Source organism: Streptomyces sp. SJL17-4 (assembly GCF_036826855.1).
In the GTDB taxonomy this organism is placed as follows: Bacteria; Actinomycetota; Actinomycetes; order Streptomycetales; family Streptomycetaceae; genus Streptomyces.
Map to the genome: position 1 here is coordinate 432,354 of NZ_CP104578.1, position 25,451 is coordinate 457,804.

The 25,451-nt window shown below is 73.2% G+C and carries 20 protein-coding genes; 14 read left to right on the forward strand and 6 right to left on the reverse strand.

Going from position 1 to position 25,451, the window contains the following annotated elements:
* Positions 1-61 precede the first annotated feature (61 nt).
* From N5875_RS01845 to N5875_RS01905, 13 genes are read left to right on the forward strand one after another with little or no spacing between them, the layout of a single operon-like run.
* Positions 62-1,447 carry a right-handed parallel beta-helix repeat-containing protein gene (locus N5875_RS01845; protein ID WP_338499056.1) on the forward strand — a complete coding sequence of 462 codons (1,386 nt, stop codon included), beginning with the start codon at positions 62-64 and terminating at the stop codon, positions 1,445-1,447.
* Position 1,448: 1 nt separating this feature from the next.
* Positions 1,449-2,684 (forward strand): O-antigen ligase domain-containing protein, encoded by a 1,236-nt coding sequence (locus N5875_RS01850; RefSeq protein ID WP_338491440.1) that lies wholly within the window; start codon positions 1,449-1,451, stop codon positions 2,682-2,684.
* Positions 2,685-2,691: 7 nt separating this feature from the next.
* Positions 2,692-3,972 (forward strand): glycosyltransferase, encoded by a 1,281-nt coding sequence (locus N5875_RS01855; protein WP_338491442.1) that lies wholly within the window; start codon positions 2,692-2,694, stop codon positions 3,970-3,972.
* Positions 3,969-5,204 (forward strand): class I SAM-dependent methyltransferase, encoded by a 1,236-nt coding sequence (locus N5875_RS01860; protein ID WP_338491444.1) that lies wholly within the window; start codon positions 3,969-3,971, stop codon positions 5,202-5,204. Before N5875_RS01855 ends, N5875_RS01860 begins: the two co-directional genes overlap by 4 nt.
* Positions 5,201-6,010, forward strand: a complete 810-nt coding sequence (locus tag N5875_RS01865) for a glucose-1-phosphate cytidylyltransferase (protein WP_318210450.1) — start codon at positions 5,201-5,203, stop codon at positions 6,008-6,010. Before N5875_RS01860 ends, N5875_RS01865 begins: the two co-directional genes overlap by 4 nt.
* Positions 6,007-6,654 (forward strand): PIG-L family deacetylase, encoded by a 648-nt coding sequence (locus tag N5875_RS01870; RefSeq protein WP_318210451.1) that lies wholly within the window; start codon positions 6,007-6,009, stop codon positions 6,652-6,654. The genes N5875_RS01865 and N5875_RS01870 overlap by 4 nt, the downstream gene beginning before the upstream one ends.
* Before the next feature lie 3 nt (positions 6,655-6,657).
* The gene (locus N5875_RS01875) at positions 6,658-7,683 is read left to right on the forward strand and encodes an SDR family oxidoreductase (protein WP_318210452.1); all 1,026 of its coding nucleotides are present in this window, start codon (positions 6,658-6,660) and stop codon (positions 7,681-7,683) included.
* 41 nt (positions 7,684-7,724) lie between these two features.
* Positions 7,725-8,978, forward strand: a complete 1,254-nt coding sequence (locus tag N5875_RS01880) for a DUF4910 domain-containing protein (protein WP_338499057.1) — start codon at positions 7,725-7,727, stop codon at positions 8,976-8,978.
* Positions 8,979-8,983: 5 nt separating this feature from the next.
* On the forward strand, positions 8,984-10,294 hold the full coding sequence (locus N5875_RS01885; RefSeq protein ID WP_338491448.1) for a hypothetical protein: 1,311 nt from the start codon (positions 8,984-8,986) through the stop codon (positions 10,292-10,294).
* Positions 10,295-10,301: 7 nt separating this feature from the next.
* The gene (locus N5875_RS01890; RefSeq protein WP_318210454.1) at positions 10,302-11,249 is read left to right on the forward strand and encodes a glycosyltransferase family 2 protein; all 948 of its coding nucleotides are present in this window, start codon (positions 10,302-10,304) and stop codon (positions 11,247-11,249) included.
* Positions 11,246-12,490, forward strand: a complete 1,245-nt coding sequence (locus N5875_RS01895; RefSeq protein ID WP_338491450.1) for a polysaccharide pyruvyl transferase family protein — start codon at positions 11,246-11,248, stop codon at positions 12,488-12,490. The genes N5875_RS01890 and N5875_RS01895 overlap by 4 nt, the downstream gene beginning before the upstream one ends.
* The gene (locus N5875_RS01900; RefSeq protein ID WP_318210456.1) at positions 12,487-13,038 is read left to right on the forward strand and encodes a dTDP-4-dehydrorhamnose 3,5-epimerase family protein; all 552 of its coding nucleotides are present in this window, start codon (positions 12,487-12,489) and stop codon (positions 13,036-13,038) included. Before N5875_RS01895 ends, N5875_RS01900 begins: the two co-directional genes overlap by 4 nt.
* 7 nt (positions 13,039-13,045) lie before the next feature.
* Complete coding sequence (locus N5875_RS01905) at positions 13,046-14,371, forward strand: glutamate-1-semialdehyde 2,1-aminomutase (protein WP_318210457.1); 1,326 nt, start codon at positions 13,046-13,048, stop codon at positions 14,369-14,371.
* 21 nt (positions 14,372-14,392) lie between these two features.
* Here the strand turns inward: N5875_RS01905 and N5875_RS01910 are convergent, their stop codons facing one another.
* Positions 14,393-15,067 (reverse strand): phosphatase PAP2 family protein, encoded by a 675-nt coding sequence (locus N5875_RS01910; RefSeq protein ID WP_318210458.1) that lies wholly within the window; start codon positions 15,065-15,067, stop codon positions 14,393-14,395.
* Between the two features lie 171 nt (positions 15,068-15,238).
* On the opposite strand from N5875_RS01910, the gene N5875_RS01915 reads away from it, so the two are divergent.
* The gene (locus tag N5875_RS01915; RefSeq protein ID WP_338491453.1) at positions 15,239-16,102 is read left to right on the forward strand and encodes a hypothetical protein; all 864 of its coding nucleotides are present in this window, start codon (positions 15,239-15,241) and stop codon (positions 16,100-16,102) included.
* Positions 16,103-16,203: 101 nt separating this feature from the next.
* Here N5875_RS01915 and N5875_RS01920 read toward each other — a convergent pair whose 3' ends face one another.
* The 5 genes from N5875_RS01920 to N5875_RS01940 form a co-directional block, all read right to left on the reverse strand.
* Entirely contained in the window at positions 16,204-16,746 is a 543-nt protein-coding gene (locus N5875_RS01920; protein ID WP_318210460.1) for an NADPH-dependent FMN reductase, read from the reverse strand.
* Positions 16,747-16,764: 18 nt separating this feature from the next.
* Complete coding sequence (locus N5875_RS01925; protein WP_338491454.1) at positions 16,765-17,616, reverse strand: alpha/beta fold hydrolase; 852 nt, start codon at positions 17,614-17,616, stop codon at positions 16,765-16,767.
* A gap of 8 nt (positions 17,617-17,624) precedes the next feature.
* Positions 17,625-18,296 carry an NAD(P)H-dependent oxidoreductase gene (locus N5875_RS01930; RefSeq protein WP_338491456.1) on the reverse strand — a complete coding sequence of 224 codons (672 nt, stop codon included), beginning with the start codon at positions 18,294-18,296 and terminating at the stop codon, positions 17,625-17,627.
* Positions 18,297-18,338: 42 nt separating this feature from the next.
* Positions 18,339-19,940 (reverse strand): MFS transporter, encoded by a 1,602-nt coding sequence (locus N5875_RS01935; protein ID WP_338491457.1) that lies wholly within the window; start codon positions 19,938-19,940, stop codon positions 18,339-18,341.
* A 74-nt stretch (positions 19,941-20,014) separates the two neighbouring features.
* The gene (locus tag N5875_RS01940) at positions 20,015-25,435 is read right to left on the reverse strand and encodes an SDR family oxidoreductase (RefSeq protein ID WP_338491459.1); all 5,421 of its coding nucleotides are present in this window, start codon (positions 25,433-25,435) and stop codon (positions 20,015-20,017) included.
* Between the last annotated feature and the right edge of the window lie 16 nt (positions 25,436-25,451).

Here is a 25,451-nt window from a genome sequence, read left to right on the forward strand (position 1 = left end):
CGGGTCGGGGGCGACCGCCTCCCCCGACGCCCCCGGAGCGCCCTCCGCGTCCCCGGCCCGGGTGTGCGACCGGCCCGCGGCCGGGCCGGTGCAGGCTCCGGCGGGCGCGGTGACGGTCGACCCCGCGGTCGTCGGCGACCTGGCCGCGAAGACCGAGAACAGCCCCCCGCACACCACGTTCTGGCTTCGGCCGGGCAAGCACCGACTGGAGCCCGACCCCTACGCCCAGGTCATGGCCAAGGAGGGGAACCGCTACCTCGGCGCGCCGGGCGCGGTGCTGGACGGCCGGAAGGTCAACCAGTACGCGTTCGGCGGCACAGCCCGCGACGTCACCATCCGCCACCTGACGGTGGAGCGCTTCGTCGCGCCGCACAACGAGGGCGTCGTCAACCACGACATGGCCGACGGGTGGGTGATCGAGCACGCGACCATCCAGTACAACTCCGGCGCCGGGCTGATGGCCGGTGCTCGCCAGCGGCTCCGCGCCAGCTGCCTGCGCGACAACGGCCAGTACGGCATGAACGCGTACAAGACCGGCGACTCGATCCGCGGCCTGGTGGTCGAGGGCAACGAGATCGTGGGCAACAACACCGACGACTGGGAGCGGCGGCAACCCGGCTGCGGCTGCACCGGCGGCATCAAGTTCTGGGCCGTCGACGGCGCCGACGTACGGGGCAACTGGGTGCACGACAACCGCGGGACCGGCTTGTGGGCCGACAACAACAACAACGACTTCCGTTTCGAGGACAACCTGCTGGAGTCCAACGACGGTGCCGCGCTGATGTACGAGACCAGCTACAACGCGGTCATCCGGAACAACACGATCCGACGGAACAACTGGGTCGAGGGCCGCGCGTACGCCGAGGACGGCGACGACTTCCCGTACGCGACCGTCTATGTGTCCGAGGCCGGCGGTGAACCACGGATCCCGGCCCGTACGGACAGGATCGAGATCCACGGGAACGTCCTGGAGAACAACTGGAACGGGATCACCCTGTGGGAGAACGCCGACCGGTTCTGCAACAGCCCGGCCAACACGTCGACCGGCTACTGCACCTTGCTGGTGAAGGACACCGGCCGCTGCGCGCGGCCGGCGATCGCCGTCGCACCGCTCTACGACGACTGCCGGTGGAAGACGCAGCGGGTCGACATCCACGGCAACCGCTTCGTCCTCGACCCGTCCGTCGTCGGCTGTACGACGGAGTGCGGGCGCATGGCGGTGTTCGCCGACGACGGCACCTCCCCGGACTGGTCGCCGTACAAGGGCGGGCGGGTGGCCGAGGCGATCACCCACCACCAGCGGAACAGCTGGCACGGCAACGTCTACCGCGGACCGTGGAGCTTCGTCGCCGGCGACCGGAGCCGGACGCTGGACTCCCGGCAGTGGCAGGGCACGCCGTACCGACAGGACGCGGGCAGCAGCTTCGGCCCCCGGGCCGGTGGTTGAGATGGACGAGGACCTGAGCCGGGACCGGCGTACGCCGAAGGCCGTCGGGATCGTCTGGGCACTCCTCGGCCTCAACACGCTCGGCTCCGCCGGGGCGAAGACCGTCGTCGCGATCCCCCGCTCCCTCATCCAGATGGCCACCATGGGCGCGCTGGTCGCGGCGTTCGCGCTGGCGCTCGCGCTCAACGCCCGGCTGCGCATCCGGCCCAGCGCCTTCCTGTTCCTGCTCACGCTGCTGCTCGTGCCGAGCGTGATCGCCAGCGTGCAGCTGGAGGTCGGGTTCGGCGCGTTGTTCCGCTGCGCCCGGCTGGCCCTCTTCGTCGGCACCCTGTGGCTGCTCAGCCGCTGGTGGGACGGCGGCCTGACGTTCGTCCGCCACCACATCCGGATGTACTTCGCGGTCCTGGTCCTGGTGGCCGCGGGCCTGGCCGTCTCACCGGCCACGGCCATGCCCGAGTACTACGGCGGGCGTCTGGTCGGCGCGCTGTGGCCGCTCACTCCGCCGCAGATCGGACAGTACGCCGCGGTGGTCATCGGGCTCGCCGTGCTGCTCCTGCTCGGCCGCCGGACCACCGGGTCCGGCGCCGCGGTGGTCATCGTGCCGTCCCTCGCCCTGCTCGCGATGACCCACACCCGGACGGCCACGCTCGGCCTGCTCATCGGTCTCGTGCTCGCGATCGGCTCTCTCGTCCTGACCAGCGGCGCCGCCCGCCGGTTCTTCGCCTGGGCGGTGCTGTGCGCCACGGTGGCCGCGGTGGTGTTCAGTTCCGCGCTGCGGACGTGGTTCCTGCGCGGGCAGAGCCAGGAGAACTTCGCCAACCTCACCGGCCGGGCCAAGGTCTGGGACGCCCTCCTCGCGGCCCCCCGGACGACCGGGGAGAAGGTGTTCGGCACGGGCCTGGGCGACAAGTCGTTCGACGGGCTGCCGATCGACAACAGCTGGCTGGCCGTCTACGACGAGCAGGGGCTGATCGGCGTCACCCTCGTGGCGGCGATCGTCATCGTGCTCGGCGGTGTCGCCTTGCTGCGGCCACCGTCGCTGCCGAGGGCCTGCGCGATCTTCCTGATCAGCTACTGCGGGATCTCGTCGTACACCGAGGTGGGCCTCGGCGACGCCTCGGCGTATCTGCTCCATCTGGCCCTGGCCGCCTCGCTCCTCGCGCTCCCCGCCCCGGCCGCGCCCCTCCCGACACACGACATCCCCCGACGACGCAGCCCGCTCCGGGCCAGGAGGTGACCTGAGCATGCATGTCCTCGTGGTCCACAACCGCTACTCATCGGCGCAGCCGAGCGGGGAGAACAGGGTCGTCGACGAAGAGGTGGGGCTGCTGCGCGCGGCCGGCCACCGGGTCGACGTGTTCGAGCGGCGCAGCGACGACATCGCCGGCCGCTCCCTGCTGGGCAAGGTCGCGGTGCCGCTGCTGGTGCCGTGGAATCCGGCGGCCCGCGCGGAGCTCACCGCCCGGCTCCGCGCCGACCGGCCGGACGTGGTGCACGTCCACAACGTGTTCCCGCTCCTGTCGCCGGCGGTCCTCGCCGCCTGCGCGGACGTGGGTGTGCCCGTCGTCGCCACGCTGCACAACTACACCCAGGTCTGCCCGCCCGGCACGCTGCACCGGGACGGCCGGCAGTGCACCGAGTGCGTCGGGCCGGCGCTGCCGCTGCCCGCCGTCCGGCACGGCTGCTACCGCGGCTCCCGGCTCGCGACCGTTCCGCTCGCGGTCAGCCTGTCGGTCAACCGGCGGCGCTGGTGGACCGGCGTCGAGCGGTTCCTCTGCATCTCCGCGGCGCAGCGCGACGTCCTGGTGCGGTCCGGCATGCCGCCCGAGCGGCTCGCGGTGAAGCACAACTTCGTACCCGACCCGGGAACCGTACGGACGGGCGCCGGCGAGCAGCTGCTCTTCCTCGGCCGCCTCGCGGAGGCCAAGGGCATCCGGCTGCTCATGGCCACGTGGGACGAGATCGCCGCGGCCGGCGGTGTGGGCGTGCCGCTCGTGATCGCGGGGGCGGGGCCGCTGGAGCGCGAGGTGACCGCCTGGGCGGCGGGCCGGGACGACGTGCGGTACGCCGGCCTGTGGGACCCGGCGGAGTGCCGGCGGGCCGTCGCGCGGTCGGTGGCCGTGGTGGCTCCCTCGCTGGCCATGGAGACGTTCGGCCTGGTGGTCGCGGAGGCGATGGCGGCCGGGGTGCCGGCCGTCGCCGCCGGTCACGGCGCCTTCGTCGAGCTCGTCGAGGACGGGGTGACCGGCCTGCTGCACACACCGGGCGACCCCGCCTCGCTCGTGTCCCGTATCCGCCGGATCACGGCGGAGCCGGACCGCAACCGGGAGATGGGCGAGGCGGCCCGGCGCCGATACGAGAAGGGGTTCAGCCCGGCTGTCGGGCTCGAGCGCCTCCTGGAGGAGTACCGCACCGCGATCGCGGTGCGGTCGGGCGGCGGGAACAGCGCGCCGCCGGTGGGGAACGAAAAAGCCGGCTCGTCGCGGGGCACCCGCGCGAGCGGAGATGGGGGGCAGGAGAAATGACACGATGCCGACTCTGCGGATCGGCGGCGCTGGCCAGCGTCGTCGATCTGGGGGCGACTCCGCCGTGCGAGAGCTTTCTCGCCGCGGACCGACTGGACCTGCCGGAGCCCGCGTACCCGCTGCACCTGCGGGTCTGCACCGACTGCTGGCTCGCGCAGATCCCGCCGCTGATCACGCCGGAGGAGACGTTCAGCGAGTACGCGTACTTCTCCTCCTTCTCCACCTCCTGGGTGGAGCACGCGCGCACGTTCGTCGCCGACGCCGTGCGGCGGGTGGGGCTCGGCCCCGACGCCTTCGTGGTCGAGGTCGCGAGCAACGACGGGTACCTGCTGAAGCACGTGGTGGACCGGGGGATCCGCTGCCTCGGCATCGAGCCGTCGGTGAACGTCGGTGCCGCGGCGCGGGACGCGGGCGTGCCGACGCTCACGGCCTTCCTGACCCCGGAGACCGGAGCGGCCGCCCGCGCCGAGCACGGCCCGGCGGACCTGGTCGTCGCGAACAACGTGTACGCGCACATCCCCGACGTGGTCGGGTTCACCGAGGGCCTGCGCGCCCTGGTCGCCGACGACGGCTGGGTCTCCATCGAGGTGCAGCACCTGCTGACCCTGATCGAGGAGAACCAGTACGACACGATCTACCACGAGCACTTCCAGTACTACACGGTGGCGTCCGCGGCCCGGGCGCTCGCGAGCGGTGGACTCACGCTGGTGGATGTCGAGCTGCTGCCCACGCACGGCGGCTCCATCCGGCTGTGGGCACGGCCGTCCGGGGTGGCCGGCGAGCCGAGCCGTCAGGTGGCCGAGGTGCTCGACCGGGAGAAGGCCGCCGGCCTCCAGGAGCTGTCCGGGTACGCGGAGTTCTCCGCCCGGGTGGCCACGGTGCGCCGGGACCTCCTGCGGTTCCTCATCGACGTGGCCGAGCGCGGCGAGACGGTCGTCGGCTACGGCGCCCCGGGCAAGGGCAACACCCTGCTCAACCACTGCGGCATCCGGCCCGACCTGCTCCCTTACACGGTCGACCGCAACCCCTACAAGCACGGCCGGTTCACGCCGGGCACCCGCATCCCGATCCTGCCGCCCGAGCGGATAGCCGCCGACCGGCCGGACTACGTCCTCGTCCTCCCGTGGAACCTGCGGGACGAGCTGGTCGAGCAGCTGTCCTTCGTGCACGAGTGGGGCGGCCGGCTGGTCTTCCCCATCCCGGAACTGAGCATTGTCGAGGTGAAGCCGTGAAGGTCGTACTGTTCTGCGGCGGTTATGGACTGCGGATGCGCAGCGGAGCCTCCGACGACATCCCCAAGCCGATGGCGATGGTCGGCCCCCGCCCGCTGATCTGGCACGTCATGCGCTACTACGCGTCCTTCGGGCACACCGAGTTCATCCTGTGCCTCGGGTACGGGGCGCACCACATCAAGGACTTCTTCCTCACCTACGAGGAGACGACGTCCAACGACTTCGTGCTGCGGGGCGGGAGGACCGAGCTGCTCTCCACCGACATCGCCGACTGGACGATCACGTTCGCGCAGACCGGCATCGAGTCGCCGATCGGGGAGCGGCTGCGCCGGGTGCGGCACCATCTGGACGGCGACGAGATGTTCCTCGCCAACTACGCCGACGTGCTCACCGACGCCCCGCTGCCGGAGATGATCGACCGGTTCGCCCGGCGCGACGCCGGCGCGTCGATGATGGTGGTGCCGCCGCAGTCCTCGTTCCACTGCGTGGAGCTGGGCGAGGACGGCCTGGTGGGCGGCATCACGGCGGTGAGCGACATGCCGCTGTGGGAGAACGGCGGCTACTTCGTGCTCCGCCAGGAGGTCTTCGACCACATACCGGAGAACGGTGACCTGGTCGCCGACGGCTGTGCCCAACTGGCCAAGCGCGGACGGCTGGTGGCGTACCAGCACCGCGGCTTCTGGAAGCCGACCGACACGGTGAAGGAGCGGGCCGCGCTCGACGCCGCCTACACCCGGGGCGACCGCCCGTGGGCCGTGTGGGAACGGGACGGCGTGAGCACGAGCGCGCCGGTGAGGACCGCGTGATCCGGCTCGGCTCCGGGCGCCTGGACCGGATCGTCGCGGTGGGGGCGCACTGCGACGACATCGCCATCGGCGCCGGCGGCACGCTTCTGACGATGTGCCGCGCGCGGCCGGGCACCCGGGTCGACGCGCTTGTGCTCTCCGGCGGCGGCGGTGAGCGCGAGGAGGAGGAGCGGGCCGCGCTCGCCGCGTTCTGCCCGGGGGCCGACCTGCGGCTGACCGTGCTCAAGCTGCCGGACGGCCGGCTGCCCGCGCACTGGGAGGAGGCCAAGTCCGCGGTCGAGGAGCTGCGCGCCCGGACCGAGCCCGATGTGGTCCTCGCGCCGCGTACCGATGACGCGCACCAGGACCATCGCGGTCTGGCGCGGCTGCTTCCCACCGCGTTCCGCGACCATCTCGTGCTCGGCTACGAGATCGTCAAATGGGACGGCGACCTCGGCCGTCCGTCGGCGTACCAGCCGCTGTCGCCGGAGGTCGCCGAGGAGAAGGTGCGGCTGCTGCAGGAGCACTACCCCTCTCAGCGGCACCGTCCCTGGTACGACCGGGAGGCCTTCCTCGGCCTGGCCCGGATCCGCGGTATCGAATGCCACGCGCGGTACGCCGAGGCGTTCGCCGTCACCAAACTCACTCTCGATCTGGGGGAATGAACCGTGCGCGTACTGCTGACCGGACACCAGGGCTACCTGGGCACCGTGATGGCCCCGGTCCTCGCGGCCGCCGGGCACGAGGTCGTCGGTCTCGACTCCGGCCTGTTCGCGGACTGCGTGCTCGGCCCGACGCCCGCCGACCCGTCCGGGCATCGGGTGGACCTGCGCGACGTCACGGCCGAGCACGTGGCCGGGGTGGACGCCGTGATCCATCTGGCCGCGCTCTCCAACGACCCGCTGGGGTCGCTGGCGCCGGACCTCACCTACGACATCAACCACCACGCCTCCGTACGGCTCGCCCGGCTGGCCAAGGACGCCGGGGTACGGCGTTTCCTGTACGCGTCCACCTGCTCGGTCTACGGCGCCGCCGGCGGTGACGAGCTGGTGGCGGAGGACGCCCCGTTGCGCCCGGTGACGCCGTACGCGGAGTCCAAGGTGCGGGTGGAGGACGATCTGCACGCGCTCGCCGACGGCGACTTCAGCCCGGTGTACATGCGCAACGCCACCGCCTTCGGCTTCTCGCCGCGGCTGCGCGCCGACATCGTGCTGAACAACCTGGTGGGCCACGCGCTCCTGTCCGGCGAGGTGCTCGTGATGTCCGACGGCACGCCGTGGCGTCCGCTGGTGCATGCCGCCGACATCGCACGGGCCTTCGCCGCCGCGCTGACCGCACCGCGCGAGGCGGTGCACGACCGGGCGTTCAACATCGGCAGCGAGACCAACAACGTCACGGTCGCCGAGATCGCCGAGCAGGTCGCCGAGGCGGTGTCCGGCTCGAAGGTGGTGATCACCGGGGAGACCGGTGCCGATCCGCGGTCGTACCGGGTGGACTTCTCCCGGTTCCGGGCCGCGCTGCCCGGCTTCGACTGTGAGTGGACGGTGAAGCGGGGGGCGCTCGAACTCGCGGATGCCTACCGCGAGTTCGGCCTGACGCGGGAGGGCTTCGAGCGTCGCTTCACCCGGCTCGCCGTGCTGCGCGCGGCGTCCGACACCGGCGCCGTCGACGACACCCTGCGGTGGCGCCGGTGACCGCGGCCGGAGAGGAGTCGGCGGCCTCGGCCGGCGAGCGGATGCACGCGCTGGTGGAGCGGCTGTACCCGCTGTGCCGGAGCATCACCGGCGACGGGGTGCGCGCCACGCTGGACATCATCGGCGAGTACGTTCCGCTGGAGGTGCACGAGGTGCCGACCGGGACGCAGGTGCTCGACTGGACGGTGCCGCAGGAGTGGAACATCCGGGACGCGTACGTCGCCGACTCCGCGGGCAACCGGGTCATCGACTTCGCCGCGTCCAGCCTGCACGTGCTGGGCTACAGCGTGCCGGTGTCGCGGACCATGCCGCTGGCCGAGCTGCGGGAACACCTGCACACCCTGCCGGACCATCCGACGTGGGTGCCGTACCGCACGAGCTACTACACGCCGGAATGGGGGTTCTGCCTGGCCCAGGAGACCTTGGACGCGCTGCCGGACGGCGCGTACGAGGTCCGCGTCGACTCCACGCTCACGGACGGCCACCTCACCTACGCCGAGCACGTGGTCCCGGGGCAGGTCCCGGACGAGGTGATCGTCTCCTGCCATGTCTGCCACCCGTCGCTGGCCAACGACAACCTGGCCGGCATCGCGGTGGCGACGTTCCTGGCCAGGGCGCTCGCCGAGGAGACGCCGTACTACACCTACCGGTTCATCTACGCGCCCGGCACCATCGGGGCGATCACCTGGCTGGCCCGTAACGCGGAGCGGATCGAGCGGGTCAAGCACGGGCTGGTGCTGGCCTGTGCCGGCGACTCGGGCCGGCTGACGTACAAGCGGAGCAGGCGCGGGGACGCGGAGATCGACCGGGTGATGTCGTATGTCCTGGCCGCCTCCGAACGCCCGCACCACGTCGCCGAGTTCACCCCGTACGGCTACGACGAGCGGCAGTACTGCTCACCCGGGTTCGATCTCGGAGTGGGCTCGCTCAGCCGGACCCCGTACGCCGGGTACCCGGAGTACCACACCTCGGCGGACAACCCGGACTTCGTCTCCCCGGAGGCGATGGAGGACACGCTGGCCGTATGCCGCGAGGCGTTCGCCGTGCTCGACCGCAACCGGCGGTACGTCAATCTCAGCCCCTACGGCGAACCGCAGTTGGGACGGCGTGGGCTGTACGACTCGCTCGGCGGCCGCAGCGACGCGAAGCAGGCCCAGATGGCCATGCTGTGGGTGCTCAGCCTCTCCGACGGAGAGCACGGCCTGCTCGACGTCGCCGAGCGGTCCGGGCTGCCGTTCGACTCGGTCGCAGGAGCGGCCGACGCCCTGCGCGGCGCCGGGCTGATCAAGGAGTGACCCCGATGACCACCACCGAGGGGGAGAAGACGACGGGGTCCGCCGGGTCGGCCCGGCGGGCGATCGCCGGCCGGCTGTCCTGGGGTCTCGCCGACCAGGCGGCGTCCAGCGCGACCAACTTCGTGGTGGGCATCTACGTGGCGCGCTCGCTCGGGCCGGCCGCGTTCGGCGTGTTCAGCCTGGCCTGGGTGACCTTCGGCGTGGTGCTCGGCGTCTCCCGCGGGCTGGCCACGGACCCGCTCATGGTGCGCTTCAGCGGCGTGCCGGAGGCGTCCTGGCGGGGGGCGGTGGCCCGGTCGTCGGGTACCGCCCTCGGCGTCGGCGTCACCCTCGGCGCGGTGTGCCTGGCCCTCGGACTCGGGCTCGGCGGGCCCGTGGGGTCCGCGTTCGCCTGCCTCGGAGTCGTCCTTCCGGGGCTGCTGCTCCAGGACGCGTGGCGGTTCTCCTTCTTCGCCGCGGGTGCCGGGCGCAAGGCGTTCGTCAACGACCTCGTGATGGGCGTCGTGCTGGTCCCGGCCATGGTCGTGGCGGCCCGCGTGGGCAGCGTCCCCGCCTTCGTGCTCGCCTGGGGCGCGGCCGCCGCGGTCGCCGCCGGCTACGGCCACCTCCAGTCGGGCATCCGGCCCCGGCCGGCCGGGGCGCGCGCCTGGACGCGCGAGCAGCGCGACCTCGGCTACCGGTACCTCGTCGAGAACGTCGGCGTCAGCGGCGCGGGCCAGCTGCGGGCGTACGGGCTCGGCGCGATCGTCGGCGTCAGCGCGGTCGGGGTGGTCAGGGGCGCCGAGCTCCTCCTCGGCCCGTTCCTCGCCGTCCTGATGGGCCTGTCGCTGGTGACCGTCGCGGAGGCGGCACGGGTGCTGCGGCAGGCCCCGCACCGCCTGCGCGCGTTCTGTCTCCTGCTCGGCGGCGGGCAGGCCGCCGCCGCGCTGCTCTGGGGCGCGGCACTGCTGCTCGTACCGGACCGGCTCGGTGAGCTCGTGCTCGGCGGCGTCTGGCAGGCCGCCTCGGAGCTCATCGTGCCGGCCACGCTCGGCGTCGCGGCGGCGAGCCTCGGCACTGGCGCGGCGGCCGGTCTCCGCGCGCTCGCCGCGGCCCGGCGGAGCCTGCGCTGCCAGCTGATCGCCTCCACCCTCTATGTCGGCGGCGGGCTCGGCGGGGCGGTCGTCGCCGGCACGGTCGGCTCGGCCTGGGGCGTCGCCGCCGCGACGCTCGGCAGCTCTGCCGTGTGGTGGCTGGAGCTGCGGTCCGCCCTGCGCGAGCACCACCGGAACCCGTTCCCGAAGCGCGAGCACCACCAGAACCCCTTCCCGAAGTGAGGACACCATGACCGCCCCTCCCCGGCTCGGCATCGGCCTGCCCGTGTACAACGGCGAGGAGTACCTCGCCGAGGCGCTCGACGCCCTGCTCGGTCAGACCTACGAGGACTTCGAGCTGGTCATCTCCGACAACGCCTCGACCGACGGCACCCAGGAGATCTGCCGGACGTACGCGGCGCGGGACGCGCGCATCCGCTACATCCGGCTGACCCGGAACATCGGCGCCGCACCGAACCACAACTACGTGTTCACCCAGTGCAGGGGCGAGCTGTTCAAGTGGGCCTCGCACGACGACCTGTACGCCCGGGATCTGCTGCGGCGCTGTGTGGACGCGCTGGACGAGCGGCCGGACGTGATCCTCGCCCACGCCGACCAGGCCGTCATCGACGGCGAAGGCCGGGTGAAGGTCCCGTACGCATACACGCTCGCCACCGACTCGCCGCGCGCGCCGGAGCGCTTCCGCAGCATGCTCTTCGAGCCCGGTGGGGACGACTTCTACGGGGTGATGCGGGCCGACGTGCTGCGCCGGGTCAGGCCGCACGACAGCTACCACCACGCGGACCGCACGTTCGTCTCCGAGATCGGCCTGCACGGGCCGTTCCATCAGGTGCCGGAGCTGCTGTACTTCCGCCGGGACCACCCCACCCGCGCCGAACGGGCCAACCCCTCCAAGCGCTCCCGCTGCGTCAACCTGGACCCGCGCCGGGCCGGGCCGCTGCATCCGACGCCGCGGCTGCTCGCCGAGTACGTCTGGGGCTTCGTCGCGGCGATCCGGCGGGCGCCGTTGTCGCCGGCCGACCGGCGGGCGTGCTACGGGCACCTCGCCTCCTGGGCGGCCAGCCGGGCCCGGCCGGGCGCCGGTGAGCGGGTCGAGGACCGCGCCCCGGTCGACCCGGACCGGCTCGGCGTCTCCCTCGACGCCATCGTGGCCGGCCGGGAAGGCAGGCGGGCATGAGGCCCCCGACGGGGCCTCCGGTGCGCGTCGGGCTGTTCGGTCTGCTCGGCTCCGGCAACCTCGGCAACGACGGGTCGATGGAGGCCGTGCTCGCGTACCTCCGCAGGGACCACCGGGAAGCGATCGTGGACGCGATGTGCGGCGGTCCCGAGGTCGTACGGCTTGGCAACCGGCTCCCGGCGACGCGGCTGCACTGGTACCGCGGGGAGTACCGGACCGCGTCGCGGGCGGGCGCGATCGCGGGGAAGGCGCTCGGGAAAGTCGTCGACGCCGTCCGCACCGCCGCCTGGGTGCGCCGGCACGACGTGGTGATCGTGCCGGGCATGGGCGTGCTGGAGGCCACGCTGCCGCTGCGGCCGTGGGGCTTCCCTTACGCGCTGTTCCTGCTCTGCGCGTCCGGCCGGCTGTTCGGCACCCGGGTCGCGCTGGTCGGCGTCGGCGCCGGACCGATCGGCAACCGGGCGACCCGGGCCCTGGTCCGCCGGTCGGCGCGGCTCGCCACGTACCGGTCGTACCGGGACGAGCAGTCCCGCGACGCCCTGCGGGCGATGGGCGTGGACACCGTGCGCGACGAGGTCCACCCGGATCTCGCCTTCGCCCTGCCGACACCGCCGTCGAGCGCTCCCTCGGGGGCGCCGGGCCGGGTGTGCGTCGGCGTCATGGCCTTCCACGGCGGCGACGACGACCGCGACCGGGCCGAGGAGATCCACCGGCGCTACCTCGACGGGACGACCCGCTTCGTCCGCGCGCTGGTCGAGGCCGGCAGGCCGGTCCGGCTGCTCACCGGCGACGCGGTCGACGGGGAGGTGGTCGCCGCGATCCTCGACGCGGTGGACTCCCCGTTGGTCACCGCCGCCGAGACGGTCTCGCTCGACGACGTGATGAGGGAGATGGCCGCTGCCGACGCGGTGGTGGCGACCCGGTACCACAACCTGGTCTGCGCGCTGAAGGTCGGCGTGCCGACGCTCGCGCTCAGCTACGCGGCGAAGAGCGACGCCCTCATGGACCGGATGGGCCTCGCCGCGTACTGCCACCCCGCTCGCGAGGTCGACACCGACCGGCTGCTCGACCAGTTCCGGGAGCTGGAGCGGCGAGCGTCGGAGCTGCGGCGGACCCTCGCCGAGCGGAACCTGACCGTCGCCCGGCAGCTCGATGAGCAGTTCACAGCCCTGACCGCGGCCGTGTTCCCGAAAACCGGCCATGCCCATGCCCATGCCCATGCCCTGCGGGAGACCCCATGAAAGCGATCGACGTCCCGGAGATCGACGGCGCGTATCTGTTCGTGCCGACGCCGTACGCCGACGAACGCGGCTTCTTCTGCCGCACGTTCGACGCCGACGTGGTCCGCTCGGTGGGCCTCGACCCGGACGCCTTCGTCCAGGACAGCGTGTCCCGCTCGGTCCGGGGCGTGCTGCGCGGCATGCACCTGCGCTCCGGCGCCGGCGAGGCCAAGCTGGTGCGGTGCTCGTACGGCAGGATCTTCGACGTCGTCGTGGACCTTCGGCCGGACTCGCCGACCTACCGCAACCGGGCTTTCTTCGAGCTGTCCGGCGAGACGCAGACGACCCTCTACATCCCGGCGGGCTGCGCGCACGGCTTCCAGGCGCTGACCGAGACCGCCGACACCTCGTACCGGATCGACCGCCCGCACGACCCCGCCGAGGACGTGACGATCGCCTTCGACGACCCGGAACTCGCCATCCCCTGGCCGCTGCCGCCCGTGTCGATGTCCGCGCGGGACCGAGAGGCGCCGAGCCTCGCCGAGGCCCTGACGCACGAGGAGAGGTGAAGTCGACGTGGACACCGAAGAGTTCCTCCTGCCCCGGTCGCGACGGGCGAACGAACGGCTGCACGCCCTGATCCCCGGGGGCGCGCACACCTACGCCAAGGGCGACGACCAGTACCCCGAGAACCTCGCCCCGGTCATCAGCCACGGCCATGGCGCCCATGTGTGGGACGTCGACGGCAACCGCTACATCGAGTACGGCTCCGGCCTGCGGTCGGTCAGCCTCGGCCACGCCCACCCGCGCGTGGTCGAAGCGGTGCGGCGGGAGATCGACCGGGGCAGCAACTTCGTCCGGCCGTCCATCGTGGAGGTCGAGGCCGCGGAACGCTTCCTGGCCACGGTGCCGACGGCCGAGATGGTCAAGTTCGCGAAGAACGGCTCCGACGTCACCACCGCCGCGGTACGCCTCGCCCGCGCCGTCACCGGCCGCCCGCGGGTGGCCGTCTGCGGTGACCATCCGTTCTTCTCCGTCGACGACTGGTTCATCGGCACCACGCCGATGTCCGCCGGCATCCCGGCGGCCACCACCGAGCTCACCGTGGCGTTCCCCTACGGGGACCTGGCCGCCACGGAGGAACTGCTCACCCGGTACCGGGACGAGGTCGCCTGCCTGATCCTCGAACCGGCCGGGCACACCGAACCCCCGCCCGGATATCTGGCCGGCCTGCGCGAGCTGGCCGACCGGCACGGCTGCGTGCTGGTCTTCGACGAGATGATCACCGGTCTGCGCTGGTCCGAGGCGGGCGCGCAGGGTCTGTACGGCGTCGTCCCCGACCTCTCCACGTTCGGCAAGGCGCTGGGCAACGGCTTCGCCGTCTCCGCGCTCGCCGGGCGCCGCGAACTGATGGAGTGGGGCGGACTGCGTCACTCCGGCGACCGGGTGTTCCTGCTGTCCACCACGCACGGCGCGGAGACGCACTCGCTGGCCGCGGCGACGGCGGTGCAGACCACCTACGTCGAGGAGGGCATCACCGCGCGCCTGCACGCCCTCGGCGAGCGGTTGGCCGCCGGTGTCCGAGAGGCAGCGGCCGGCATGGGCGTCGGCGAGCACCTCGTCGTCCGGGGCCGGGCCAGCAACCTGGTCTTCGCCACCCTCGACGAGCACCGGCGGCCGTCGCAGGAGTACCGCACCCTGTTCCTGCGCCGGCTCCTCACGGGCGGGGTGCTCGCCCCGTCGTTCGTGGTGAGCAGCGCGCTCGACGAGGCCGACATCGACCGCACGGTCGACGTGGTGGCCCAGGCGTGTGCGGTGTACCGGAAGGCGCTGGACGCCGGCGATCCCACCCCGTGGCTGGCCGGGCGGGCGGTGAAGCCCGTCTTCCGGCGCTCGGTGTGAGGGGCCCGATGTGACGTGACGTCAGCGCCGCTGCCTGCGCGGGGAGTCGGCCACCCGATCGACCGCCCATGCGGTGGCCGGTATCACCGCGAGGGCGGTGAACCAGCCGCCGAGGGCGTCGGTCGGGTAGTGCGCGCCCAGGACGACCTGCGCCCAGCCCATGGCGGCGCCGGCGATGAGCGCCGCGAGGAGCACGAGTGAGGTGCCGGCCGTCCTGCCGAGGTTGAACCGGCCGGTCGCGAGCAGCGCCACGACGAGGGCGAGTGCGGTGAGGAAGGCGGTGTGCCCGCTCGGGTACGAGAGGTTCTCGTCGCCGTGGATGGTGCGTCCCACCAGGTGCTTGAGCAGTCTCGTCGTCACCACGGCGAGGCCGGTCCCGGCGACGACGAGCACCGCGGCGCGAGGACGCCGAAGCAGCAGGCAGCCCGTGACGACGGCCACGACCAGCGCCGCCGCGCCCATGGGCTCGCCCAGGAAGTCCGTGGCCAGAGCGATGTGCCGCGCGCGCGGCCCCACTCCCTCGACCGCGGCCAGGAACCGCGCGTCCACGCCGCCGGGCCCGCCGGCGTCGGCGTACCGGACCCCGAGCACGACGACCGCCAGGGCGGCGACGGCCGCCGGCAGCCCGAGCCATGAGCGCAGCGGCGGGGGCAGTACCGCGGGCGCGGACCGGTCCCCTTCGGCCAGGCGTTCCACTGAGAGAGCCCCCTCGTCGTGTCCGGGCGTCGTGGCCGAGCGTCGTGGCCGAGCGTCGTGGCCTGCCCTCGTGGCCGGACCACCCTCCAGCGAGCCTATCCCGGGGTGGGGCCGGTGGCCGGGCGCCCGAGAAGCCCCCGTGCGGGGCGTGCGCCCCGTAGCGTGGCTGCCATGACGGCCATATCCCCGCGCGAGGCGCGGCGTTGCTACAACGCCCACCATCCCGTCCATGCGGCGTACTACTTCGTGTCCGAGCACGACGACGCCTACACGGAGCTCGGTCTGGAGGGCGGGCCCATGGCGTACCTGGCCGGGCGGGCCGCGCCCTTCGGGGCGGTCGGCTCCGGTGTGGTCACGGCGGCCTTCTACAACTTCCACCCGGATCTCGTGGCACGGCACCTTCCGCGGGCCTGGGAGGTCGCCTCCCCCGCCGCCGTCCTGGAGGCCAGGCTGCGGATCACGGACGCCTATCTCACCCGGTTGTTGGGGCGCGAGGCGCTCGGCTCCCCCGAGATGGCGGAGGCGGCCGGACTGGCGCTCCGGGCGGCCGAGGGCTGCCGGCGGCCGGGTCGGACGCTGTACTCGGCCAACGCCGACCTGCCGGTGCCCGAGGCGCCGCATCTCGCGCTGTGGCATGCCGCGACCCTGCTGCGTGAACACCGCGGGGACGGTCACGTCATCGCGCTGTCCCAGGCAGGTCTCGACGGGCTTGAGGCCCTCGTGTCCCACACCGCCACCGGGACGAACTGGCGGCCCGCCTATCTGCAGTCGGCGCGGGGCTGGTCGCCGGAGGAGTGGGCGGCGGCGCGGGAACGGCTGGTGGAACGCGGGATCCTCGACGCCGACGGCGAACTGACCGGCGAAGGGGCCGAGTTGCGCCGTGCCGTCGAGGCCGAGACCGACCGCCTCGATGTGGCCCCCTACGAGCAGCTGGGGGCGGAGGGCACCCGGCGGCTCACCGAGCTGGCGGGCGCCTTCTCCAAGGTGGTCCTCGGGGGCGGCGGGCTGCCGCTCAGGAACATCGGCAAGCGCTGAAGGCGGTCCGAAGGGACTTCTTCCGCCCGGCCGGGCGCGGCGACGCCCGGCCGGGCGGGGCGACTTCCGGCCGGACGTTGCGACGCCCGGCCGGGCACCGGTCACTCCTCGGTGCCACGCTCCTTCGCCGCCCTGGCCATCGCCGCGAGCACGTCCCTCAGGGCGCTCAGGGTCTCCTCGTCGTGGACCCGGCCGTCCGCGACCTTGGCCGTCGCGAGCGGAATGGGGAGCGATTCCGGGAGGATGTGCGCGCCCATGACCTCCAGGGTCTCCTTGACCCAGGCCTGCGCCCGGTCGCCGCCGGTCATCGACGGCGACGCGGTGACCACCGCGACGGGCTTGTCCACCAGCTCTCCGCCGCCGACCACCCACTCGAGGCCGTTCTTCAGCACGCCCGAGGTGCCGTGCGCGTACTCCGGGCTGGAGATGAGCACCGCGTCGGCGGACTCGAGGAGTGCACGGAAGGCCATGACCTCGGGCGGCGGGCCCTCGGTCTCCACGTCGTGGTTGAAGAACGGCAGCTCCCCGAGACCCTCGTAGACCGTCATCGACACCGGTGGCAGACAGAGTTCGGCGGCTGTGCGCACCACCGCGGTGTTGATCGACTTGGCCCTCAGGCTCCCGGATAAGGCGACGAATTTCATCTGGTTCCTTTCCTGCTTTCAAGACGTCCCCAGCATCGCGCATGGATCGGGGGTTGTCCCCGCGTGTCCGGAAGCGCGACGTGCGGCGGCCACCGCCGCGGTGATGCGCCGGGCGACCGCCCGTCGCCGGCCCGCGAGATAGAAGTGGCCGCCGTCGAACATGTTCAGGCCCAGGAAGTGCTCCGTCCGGCCCGCCCAGGCGGCGAGGCGCTCCCGCCCGACCACGGGGTCGTCGTCACCTCCGAACGCGGAGACGGGGATGGGCAGTGGTTCGGTACGCGCCGCCGGCCGCCAGGTGTCGACGAGGGCGAAGTCGTTGCGGAACCGGGGACCGAAGAGGCTCCACGCCGCTTCGTCGTCCAGCAGCGCGTCGGGGGTGCCGCCCACCGACCGGAGCCAGTCCCGCAGCTCGTCGTCGGTGAACAGGTGGCGCCCCTTCGGTGTCCCCCGGTCTCGGTCGGGCTGCGGCGCGCCGCAGGAGGACATGCCGAGCCAGAGCGGAAGCGGGCGTTCCTCGGCCTCCAGACGCCGGGTCAGTTCGTACGCGACGAGGGAACCCATGCTGTGCCCGAAGAAGGCGAAGGGGCGGTCCGTCCACGGCCGGAGCTCGGTGGCGAAGAAGGCGACCAGTTCGTCGCAGTCGTCGATGAAGGGGGTGTCGGCCAGCCGTCCCCGGCCGGGAGCGTCGAGCAGGCACACTTCCCAGTCGGCCGGGAGCTCGCGCTCCCAGCCCTGGTAGAGAAGATGCGATCCACCGGCGTGGTGGAAGAGGAACAGCCGCAGCGCTGCCCCCGGCACGGGCCGTGGGCAGGTCACGGCTCCGTGGGTCAGCGGGCGTCGGGGCGGCCGGGTGGCCAGGTGGGTCACCACGGGCGTCCTCACTTCCCCGCCGACGACATGGCCTCGGTGCCGGCGGCGTCCCGCGCCGCCGGCAGGGACTCCGCCTCGGCGGCGTCCCGCGCCGCCGACGCGAGGACGTTCATCCGGGCGAAGTCCACCACGTGCGTCGCCATGGTCTCCAGCTGGCGCTGCACATGAGGGTCGGTGCACGTGCCGTCCGGCCCGAACCCCGCCGTCGCGGTGTTCACCACGACGCCGAGGGGAGTGGGCCAGCCGCGCAGGGCATGGGTCACGTCGCGGAGCGCGGCCAGCGTGGACACGCCGCCCTGCCAGCCCTGGGCGACGGCGAGGGCGGCGACGGCCCGCCCGCTGAAGTACGGGCGGGCGTCGTCGCGCAGCTCCTCGACATGGTCGAGCGCGTTCTTCACGAGGCCCGAGATGCTCCCGTGGTAGGCCGGGCTCGCGAGCACGAGCCCGTCGGCGGCGGCTATCTCGGACACCAGTCGGAGCGCCCGCGCCGAGCGGAGCCCTTCCCGTGGGTCGTAGAGCGGCATCACCAGTTCGGTGCCGCCGATGCAGGTGACCTCGGCTCCTTGTCGCTCCGCTGCGGCCAGGACGGCGCGGAGTGCCCGTTCGGCTGTCGAGTCCGGCCGGGGCGAACCCCCGATTCCGACCACCCTCACGGTGTGCTGCACAGGGATTCGCCCCACTTTCTGTCTCCTGAATTCGGGCATGTGCCGGGAACGCCCCGGTCAGGCGGTGGCCGTCGTCGGCGTCGGTGCCAGGGGCTCGCTCTGCGCGCTCTCGTGCAGGTCGCGGCGGCGGATGAGGACGAAGGCGATGGCGGCGCCCACGGCGGCGATCACGGCGCAGACGACCATGACGTCGGTCAGGGAGTCGACGAAGACGGAGCGGGCCGTCGCCGTCACCTCGTTCAGCAGGGACGGGGCCACGGTGTCGGCCAGTCCGGAGGTGCCGCCGGTGGCGACCTGCTGTCCGACGGCCTCGGCCTGTCCGGCCAGCTCCGTGCCGGCGGCCGAGCCGACGAAGGCGTCGACCACCTTGTGGTGGAAGAGCGCGCCGAAGGCGGCGATGCCGACCGCGACGCCGACCTGCTGGAAGGTCTCCCCCATGCCCGAGGCCATGCCGGCCTTCTCGGGCCGCACCACGCCGATGGTGACGGCGGCGCGCGGCGGGTTGAAGAGGCCCATGCCGATGCCCGTGACGATCATGCTGGGCAGCATCGCCGTCCACGAGTCGCCGGGTCCGACGAGCACCATCAGGCCCATGCCGACCGCGATGAGGCCGATGGACAGGCCGATCAGTACGCCGGGGGCCACCTTGGCCAGCAGACCGCCGGTGACCGCGGCGACGAGGAAGAGAGTGATCATCATCGGCATGAAGCGCAGCCCGGTCTCCCAGGGCGAGTACCCGAGGACGTTCTGTACGTAGGAGATCTGCAGGAAGACGGCGGCGAGGCTGGTCGCGTTGGACAGCAGCGTGGCCAGGCAGACTCCGGTGAAGGTGGGCGTGCGCATCAGGGAGAGGTCGAACATGGCCCGTTCGCCGCGCGCCCGCTCGATGACGACGAAGGCCACGAGCAGGGCGAGGCCGCCCGCGAACGCCCCGAGGATCGGAGCGCTGGTCCAGCCGGAGGACTCCGCCCGCAGGAAGCCGAGCACGAGCAGGGTGAGGCCGAGGCCGAAGGTCAGCATGCCCGGCCAGTCGATGCCGTGCGCCGCCGGTTCCCGCGACTCCCTCAGGCGCAGGGCGCCGACGATCAGGGCCACGACACCGATCGGCACGTTGATGAGGAAGATCCAGCGCCAGCTGAGGGCGTCGGTGAGGAATCCGCCGACCAGCGGCCCGAAGGCCAGGGCGAGACCCGCGACGCCGCCGAAGACGCCGAACGCCTTCCCCCGGTCGGCGCCCCGGTACTCGTACCCGATCAGGGCGGGCCCGACGGAGAACAGGACCGCGGCACCGACGCCCTGGACGCCACGGGCGATGTTGAGCGTGAGGACGTCCTGCGCCAGACCGGCGGCGAGCGAGGAGAGGGTGAAGAGCACCAGGCCCGCGTTGAAGACCCGCTTGCGGCCCAGCCGGTCGGCGAGCGAGCCGCCGGTGAGGAGGAAGGCCGCGAGGGTCAGGGTGTACGAGTCGATCACCCACTGCAGGTCGGAGAAGTCCGCCCCGAGTGAGGTCCGCAGGTCCTGAAGGGCGACGTTGACGACGGTCACGTCGAGCATCAGCATGAACATCGCGACGGAGGCCAGCGCCAGGGTCCACGATCGGGCGCGGCCGGCCGCCGGCCCGTTCTCCGCCTGACTTTCGACGGCTGCTTCGGCTGACATCACGTTCTCCTCATTGCTCCGCGGCATCTCGGTGCCGCTGTTGTCGGTCTCTTGCGCACGCGAACGCGTCCCGGTCACCGGGGCTCACGCGTGTGGCTCGGTGCGGGCCCGGGGCGCCACGTCCCGGTGTCCGGGTCGTACGCGCCCTTCTCCGCCCCCTGTACGCCGGTCACCCGGACGAGGGCACGGCCGTCCGGTCCGACCACGGCCAGGTGCTCCTCGCCGGAAGCGGGGTCGTACCAGTGGCGCAGGACGAGCCCGTCCGGCCAGTCGGCCGCCAGCTCCGGGTCGTTGGCCGGGGTGTACAGGTCCACGGAGGCGAGCGCCGTGGGGACGATCACCGGTACGGCTCCGGGCCGCCTGCCGTCGAGTACGGAGGTACGCAGCAGGCAGTCGAGGGCGACGCTCGGCAGGAGGAAGCGGGAATGGACGCCACCGCCCGGCGGAAGGGCGAGGCGCAGCTCCGCGGAACCGCCGTCGGAGGTCAGGCGCGGGCCGCGCAGCGCTCCGAACACCCCGCTCAACTCGACGGGGGTACCCGGGAGTTCGTAGGTGTTGGGGGCGGCCTGGCCGCCGGCGGGGGCGGGCGGACACCACGGGCCGTCGGGGAGCGCCCGGCCCAGGTGCACCACCATCCGGGAGTGCTCGCGCTCCGGCACCGGGCCGGCCGCGGGTGACGTGATCCGTACGCGTACCCGGTCGCCGTCGCGGACGGCCGCCACGCACAGGGTCCGCGGCCAGCGGTGCTCGGCGGCCCGGATGAACTGGGACAGGACGACATCGGTGATGCGCGTCGGGAACAGGCCCGGGGCCAGCTCGGCCGCGGCTTCGGCCGCCATCTCCAGGATGAAGGTCCCCGGAACGGTCGGCCGGCCGTCGACCCGGTGCTCCAGGAGGTACGGGTGCGCGTCGAGGCCGACCTCGAACGTCCAGAGCGCCGACGTGCCGTCGTCCCGGCGGGGGCCGGTCAGGAACGCCCGCCGCGCGGTCGGCGCCGGGGTGCGCCGTCGCTCCGGCGCGGTCCTGGCCGCCTGCTCGCAGGCCTCGCGGAAGCCGGGTGCCCGGCGCTGCAGGGTCGCCCAGTCCGCGTCGCCGATCCAGGTGGTCGCCAGTCCGTGGCTGCCGCGGCCGCGGAGTTCGGTGCGGAAGAACTCCCGGCCCTGGACGTCGGTCATCTGGCCGATCTCTCCCTGTCGGGCCAGGAAGGCACCGCCCGGCGTGTCCGCCGACGCCATGCCCGATTCGACCCACAGCCCGGAGGCCGGCGCGACCTCGTCCACGCCCTCGGTCGCCCGCGCGTGCGCGGCGGCGAGCAGCAGGAACTCGTTGGCCGCGCCGTAGTCGGGCTCACCGCGCAGGCCGGTGAACGCGGAGACGGAGCCGACGCTGCACCACAGGGCGGGGCGCCGGTCCCCGAGGGCGGCGCGCAGATGCGCGTAGCCGCGTACCTTCACGTCCCGTACGGCCCGGAAGTCGGCGAGCTTCTTGCGGGTGACGCCCGCGGAGCGGGCCAGGCCGGCGCCGTGCACCAGCACGTCCACCCGGCCCTCCACGGCCAGGATCTCGTCGATCACCGTGCGCACGGCGTCCTGGTCCAGGACGTCGCACTGCCGGTAGTGGACGCGTGCGGCGCCGCAGGAGCGTTCCAGCTCCTGGAGCGTGCCCGCGCGTTCGAGGTCCTGGACGGCACGGTCGTAGCGGCGGCTGAGGGCCGCGGGGGTCTCGGACGGGTGGAGCGCCATCAGCTGCCGCAGGGCGTCTGCGCGCGGCAGTCGGGCCAGGGCCGACGCGGACGGGTCGGGCGCGGGTCCCGTGCCGAGCAGCCAGACGCCGCGCGGCGTGCCGTCGGCCACCATCTCGTGCACCAGGTGGGCGGTGAGTCCGCGGGCGCCGCCGGTGGCCACGATCACCGGGTCGTCCGGCAGACCGAGCCCCGTGTCGGCCGGCGGCGCCTCGACGGGCAGCAGCATCAGCTCGTGCCGCACGCCGCCGGAGTCGTAGGCGACCGGGATGTAGTGGTGCGCGGCCGTTTCCCCGGCCAGCCGCGTCAGGCCGGCCCGTACGTCCTCGCCATCGACGACCAGCGCGAACACCAGGCAGCCGGACAGCTCCTGGGACAGGCTGCGGACAAGACCGCCGAAGAGGCCCACGGCGGGGAGGGGCGTCGTACCGTCGACGGCGTTCAGCGCGAGGACCGCGAGGCAGCCGCCGCCGTCGAGCGGCTCGGCGTTGTGCTTGGCCGCCAGGAAGGCCAGGTCGTGGAGGTCGAGGACCCGCCGCGGCACGTCCCAGCCGGACGCGGCGGCACGTGCCCCGGCGACGACGACGCGGACCTGGGCGAACGTCCGGCCGTCCGTGGCGAGCAGCCGTTCCAGTTCCTCCGGCTCGTCGAGGCGGGTCACCGGGAACGGCAGCGTGGCGTCGTGCGGTGCGGTCCGGGGAGCGACGATCAGGCAGTCCACCGGTAGGTCGGCGTCCCGCAGCGCCCCCGGCTCGTCGGTCAGGACGAGGCTTCCGGCGGGGATCGCCGCGATGCCGGGGCGGACGTTCCGGGCGGGGACCGGGCGCAGCGCGAGCGCGTGCCGGGCGAGGTGACCGCTCAGGGAGCCGGCGGCCTCGGCCCGGTCCGGCCCGGTGGCGTCGGGGGCGAGGGCGGAGGTGTCGGCGGCGGAGCCGGGGGCGTCGGCGTCTTTCTCGGGAGCCTCGGCCCACCCCTGCGGTGTCACCAGGATGGCGGGCGTGTGGTCGTCCTCCCGGGGCCGGACGACCGTCCGCTCCCGCGAACCGTGCAGGGCGTGCAGGATCGCCACGGCGCCCTCGGCGCCGCGGTAGTTGCGTTCCCGTACCTGCTCGGCGTCCTGAGCGTCGACGGCGCCACGGGTGCCCCCCGTCGCGAGCTCCACCCGGCCGAGGACGGTCATGCCGTGTTGCCGGGCGACGCTCAGCCGGGTCAGGAGGAAGCCGACGGCGGCTTCCGCGTTCTCCTTGCTTCCATGGGTGGGGACGTGGTCCGTCGTGGCGTTGACCCCGATGACCACGGCCAGGTCCATCTCACCGTCCCGCAGGGAGCGGATGGCGGTGGCCACGGCCGAGTGGGTGGAGTCGCGGCCCGCGTCGAGCGTCATGTTCGGACCGTGCAGGTCCAGCCGTTGCACCACCCGGGCCGCGATGACGTTGGGCATCAGTCCCGGATAGGCGTCCTCGTTGACCGGGCGGGACACGGCGCGTATCGCGTCGTCCAGCGTCTGGTGCGCTATCCCGGCAGGGCCGGTCAGTCTGCCGAGCAGGGCATCGCGGTAGCAGCGCAGGTCCGCGCCGAGGGCGGCCCTGGTCGGGCCGGTGTGGCCGACGAGGACTCCCGTACGCGCCGCCAGGGCTTCGTTCTTCACCCAGTCCCCGGCGAGGAGGTCGGCGCACCGCACGGCCATCAGCTGACTGCGGTCCATGGCCGCGATCGCCGAGGGCGCCAGGCGGAGTTCCACGGGAGAGGGCAGCGGGTAGGCGTCGCCGAAGGACGGCGGCCAGTCGGCGGCCGCGCCCGAGACCCAGCGGGCGATGCGCCGCTCGTCCGGGTCGCCGGGGAGGTGCGTGGCCTCGGCGACCACGACGACCGGGTCGTCCTCCGTGCCCGTCGGCCGCGCGGCGGCGGGTGCCACGGCGGCCGGGGGCCGGTCCGTGAGGACGAGATGGCCGTTCGTGCCGCCGAAGCCCATGGCCGACACCCCGACGGTGCGGGGGCGTCCGGGCTCGGCGATCCACGGCACGTCGTCGACCGGGACGTGCACGGCCGTCCCCACGCCCTCGGGCAGCTCGCCGAACTGCCGCTGCGCCGGGATGACCTCGTGCCGCATGGCCAGCAGCGCGTGGATCGCCGAGACCGCTCCCGCCGCCCAGCCGGCATGTCCGACCAGCGACTTGTTGGAGGTCATGGTCCATGTCTTGGCCGGGCCCGCGCTCTGGGTGAGCGCGCTCATCTCGGTACGGTCACCGGTCGGCGTACCGGTGGCGTGCGCGACGATCCAGTCCACGTCCTCCGAGGTGACACCGGCGGAGCGCCAGGCCCGGTCGAGGGCGATCTTCTGGCCGGCGGCGTTGGGGGCGTAGATCGCCTTGCCCCGCCCGTCGGACGATCCGCCGAACCCGGCGACGAACCCGAGGACGGGGTCGCCGTCGGCGATCGCCCTGGCGTACGTCTTCAGGACGAGCATCGCCGCGCCGTCGCTGAACAGCACGCCGTCGGCGTCCCGGTCCAGGGACCGGACCCGGCCGGACCGGGACAGGCCGCGGAGCTTGGAGAACAGCACCAGGTTCTGGGCGCTCAGGGCGAAGGCCCCGCCGCACAGGGCCACGTCCGTCTCCCCCGCGCGCAGTGCCCGGACGCCCAGGTCGACGGTGTAGAGGGAGGAGGAACACGCGGTGTCCACCACGACGATCTCGGCGGACTCGGGGAGGTCGGGGGCGGCCATGCGGGCGATCCGGTACGGCAGTACGTCCTCCGGGGACGCGGAGGCCAGCGGGTAGAGCGTGTCGAAGCCGTCGGGCACCTTCTCCCCCGCTTCGGCGAGGATCCCCCGCACCCCGGCCGAGACCAGGCTGTGCTCCAGGTGGTGGCTGCCGTCGGGGGTGAGGCCGACCGCGAACAGCTGCCGGTCATCGGGCCGGACGGTGACCTTCTCGGTGGCGCTGAGCAGCGAGTGCCGGAGCCACAGTGCCGTGTACTCCTCGCTGTCGAAGGCGCCCGATTCCAGTTCGTCCCGCAGTCGCGGATGCGGTTCGAATCCGGTCATGAAGCCGGACACGCGCGCGTACGTCTTGTCCTCGGCGGTGGTGTCCGCCGACCAGATGGAGTCCAGGTCCAGCCTGTCCCCGGGTTCACCGAACACCGGCTCGCCGTTCTTCAGCAGCTCCCAGAACTGCTCGGGCGAGCCGGCTCCCGGCAGGGCGAGTCCCATGCCCACGACGACGACCGCGTCGTCGGCGGGCGTGGACTCGGCCGGTGCCCCGCTGAGGACCAGCGTCCTGCCGTCGACGGACGACGCGTCGTCGGACACCAGGAACCCGACGAGTTGGGCGACGCCCTCCGCCGCCGGCCCTTCCGCGTGCTCCTGCACGATCACGGCGTTGACGCGGATGCCGTCCCGCGGGCCGGCACCGGGATCGCGCACGAGCTCGGCGACCGCTTCCGGCGCGGGCGGGGCCGTGACCGCGTGCACGATCGCACCGTGCCCCCGCGGCGCGATGAGGTCGAGGGCCGCGGCGGTCGCCGTCCGGGCGTCGCGCGGTCCTCCGTCCCCGGTGACGACGTTCACGAGCGCGTCGATACGGCCGGGTCGGCCGTCGGCCGGGCCGAGCGCGGCCCGTATCCGGGGCTCGTCGTACCCGTCACAGGTCACGACGTGCGCGCCGAGCTGGGTGAGCCGTCGTGTCACGGACGTGCCGAGCGGCCGGCCTGCACCGGCGACGAGGACGGTGCGGCCGGAGAGATCGTGGGACATGCTGGCTCCCGATTCG

What these genes read in the sequence shown, in the direction of transcription:
- N5875_RS01850 (WP_338491440.1), top strand. Translation starts at nt 1,449, where the DNA reads ATGGACGAGGACCTGAGCCGGGACCGGCGTACGCCGAAGGCCGTCGGG.
- N5875_RS01855 (WP_338491442.1), top strand. Translation starts at nt 2,692, where the DNA reads ATGCATGTCCTCGTGGTCCACAACCGCTACTCATCGGCGCAGCCGAGC.
- N5875_RS01860 (WP_338491444.1), top strand. Translation starts at nt 3,969, where the DNA reads ATGACACGATGCCGACTCTGCGGATCGGCGGCGCTGGCCAGCGTCGTC.
- N5875_RS01880 (WP_338499057.1), top strand. Translation starts at nt 7,725, where the DNA reads ATGCACGCGCTGGTGGAGCGGCTGTACCCGCTGTGCCGGAGCATCACC.
- N5875_RS01885 (WP_338491448.1), top strand. Translation starts at nt 8,984, where the DNA reads ATGACCACCACCGAGGGGGAGAAGACGACGGGGTCCGCCGGGTCGGCC.
- N5875_RS01890 (WP_318210454.1), top strand. Translation starts at nt 10,302, where the DNA reads ATGACCGCCCCTCCCCGGCTCGGCATCGGCCTGCCCGTGTACAACGGC.
- N5875_RS01895 (WP_338491450.1), top strand. Translation starts at nt 11,246, where the DNA reads ATGAGGCCCCCGACGGGGCCTCCGGTGCGCGTCGGGCTGTTCGGTCTG.
- N5875_RS01900 (WP_318210456.1), top strand. Translation starts at nt 12,487, where the DNA reads ATGAAAGCGATCGACGTCCCGGAGATCGACGGCGCGTATCTGTTCGTG.
- N5875_RS01915 (WP_338491453.1), top strand. Translation starts at nt 15,239, where the DNA reads ATGACGGCCATATCCCCGCGCGAGGCGCGGCGTTGCTACAACGCCCAC.
- N5875_RS01920 (WP_318210460.1), bottom strand. Translation starts at nt 16,746, where the DNA reads ATGAAATTCGTCGCCTTATCCGGGAGCCTGAGGGCCAAGTCGATCAAC.
- N5875_RS01935 (WP_338491457.1), bottom strand. Translation starts at nt 19,940, where the DNA reads ATGTCAGCCGAAGCAGCCGTCGAAAGTCAGGCGGAGAACGGGCCGGCG.
- N5875_RS01940 (WP_338491459.1), bottom strand. Translation starts at nt 25,435, where the DNA reads ATGTCCCACGATCTCTCCGGCCGCACCGTCCTCGTCGCCGGTGCAGGC.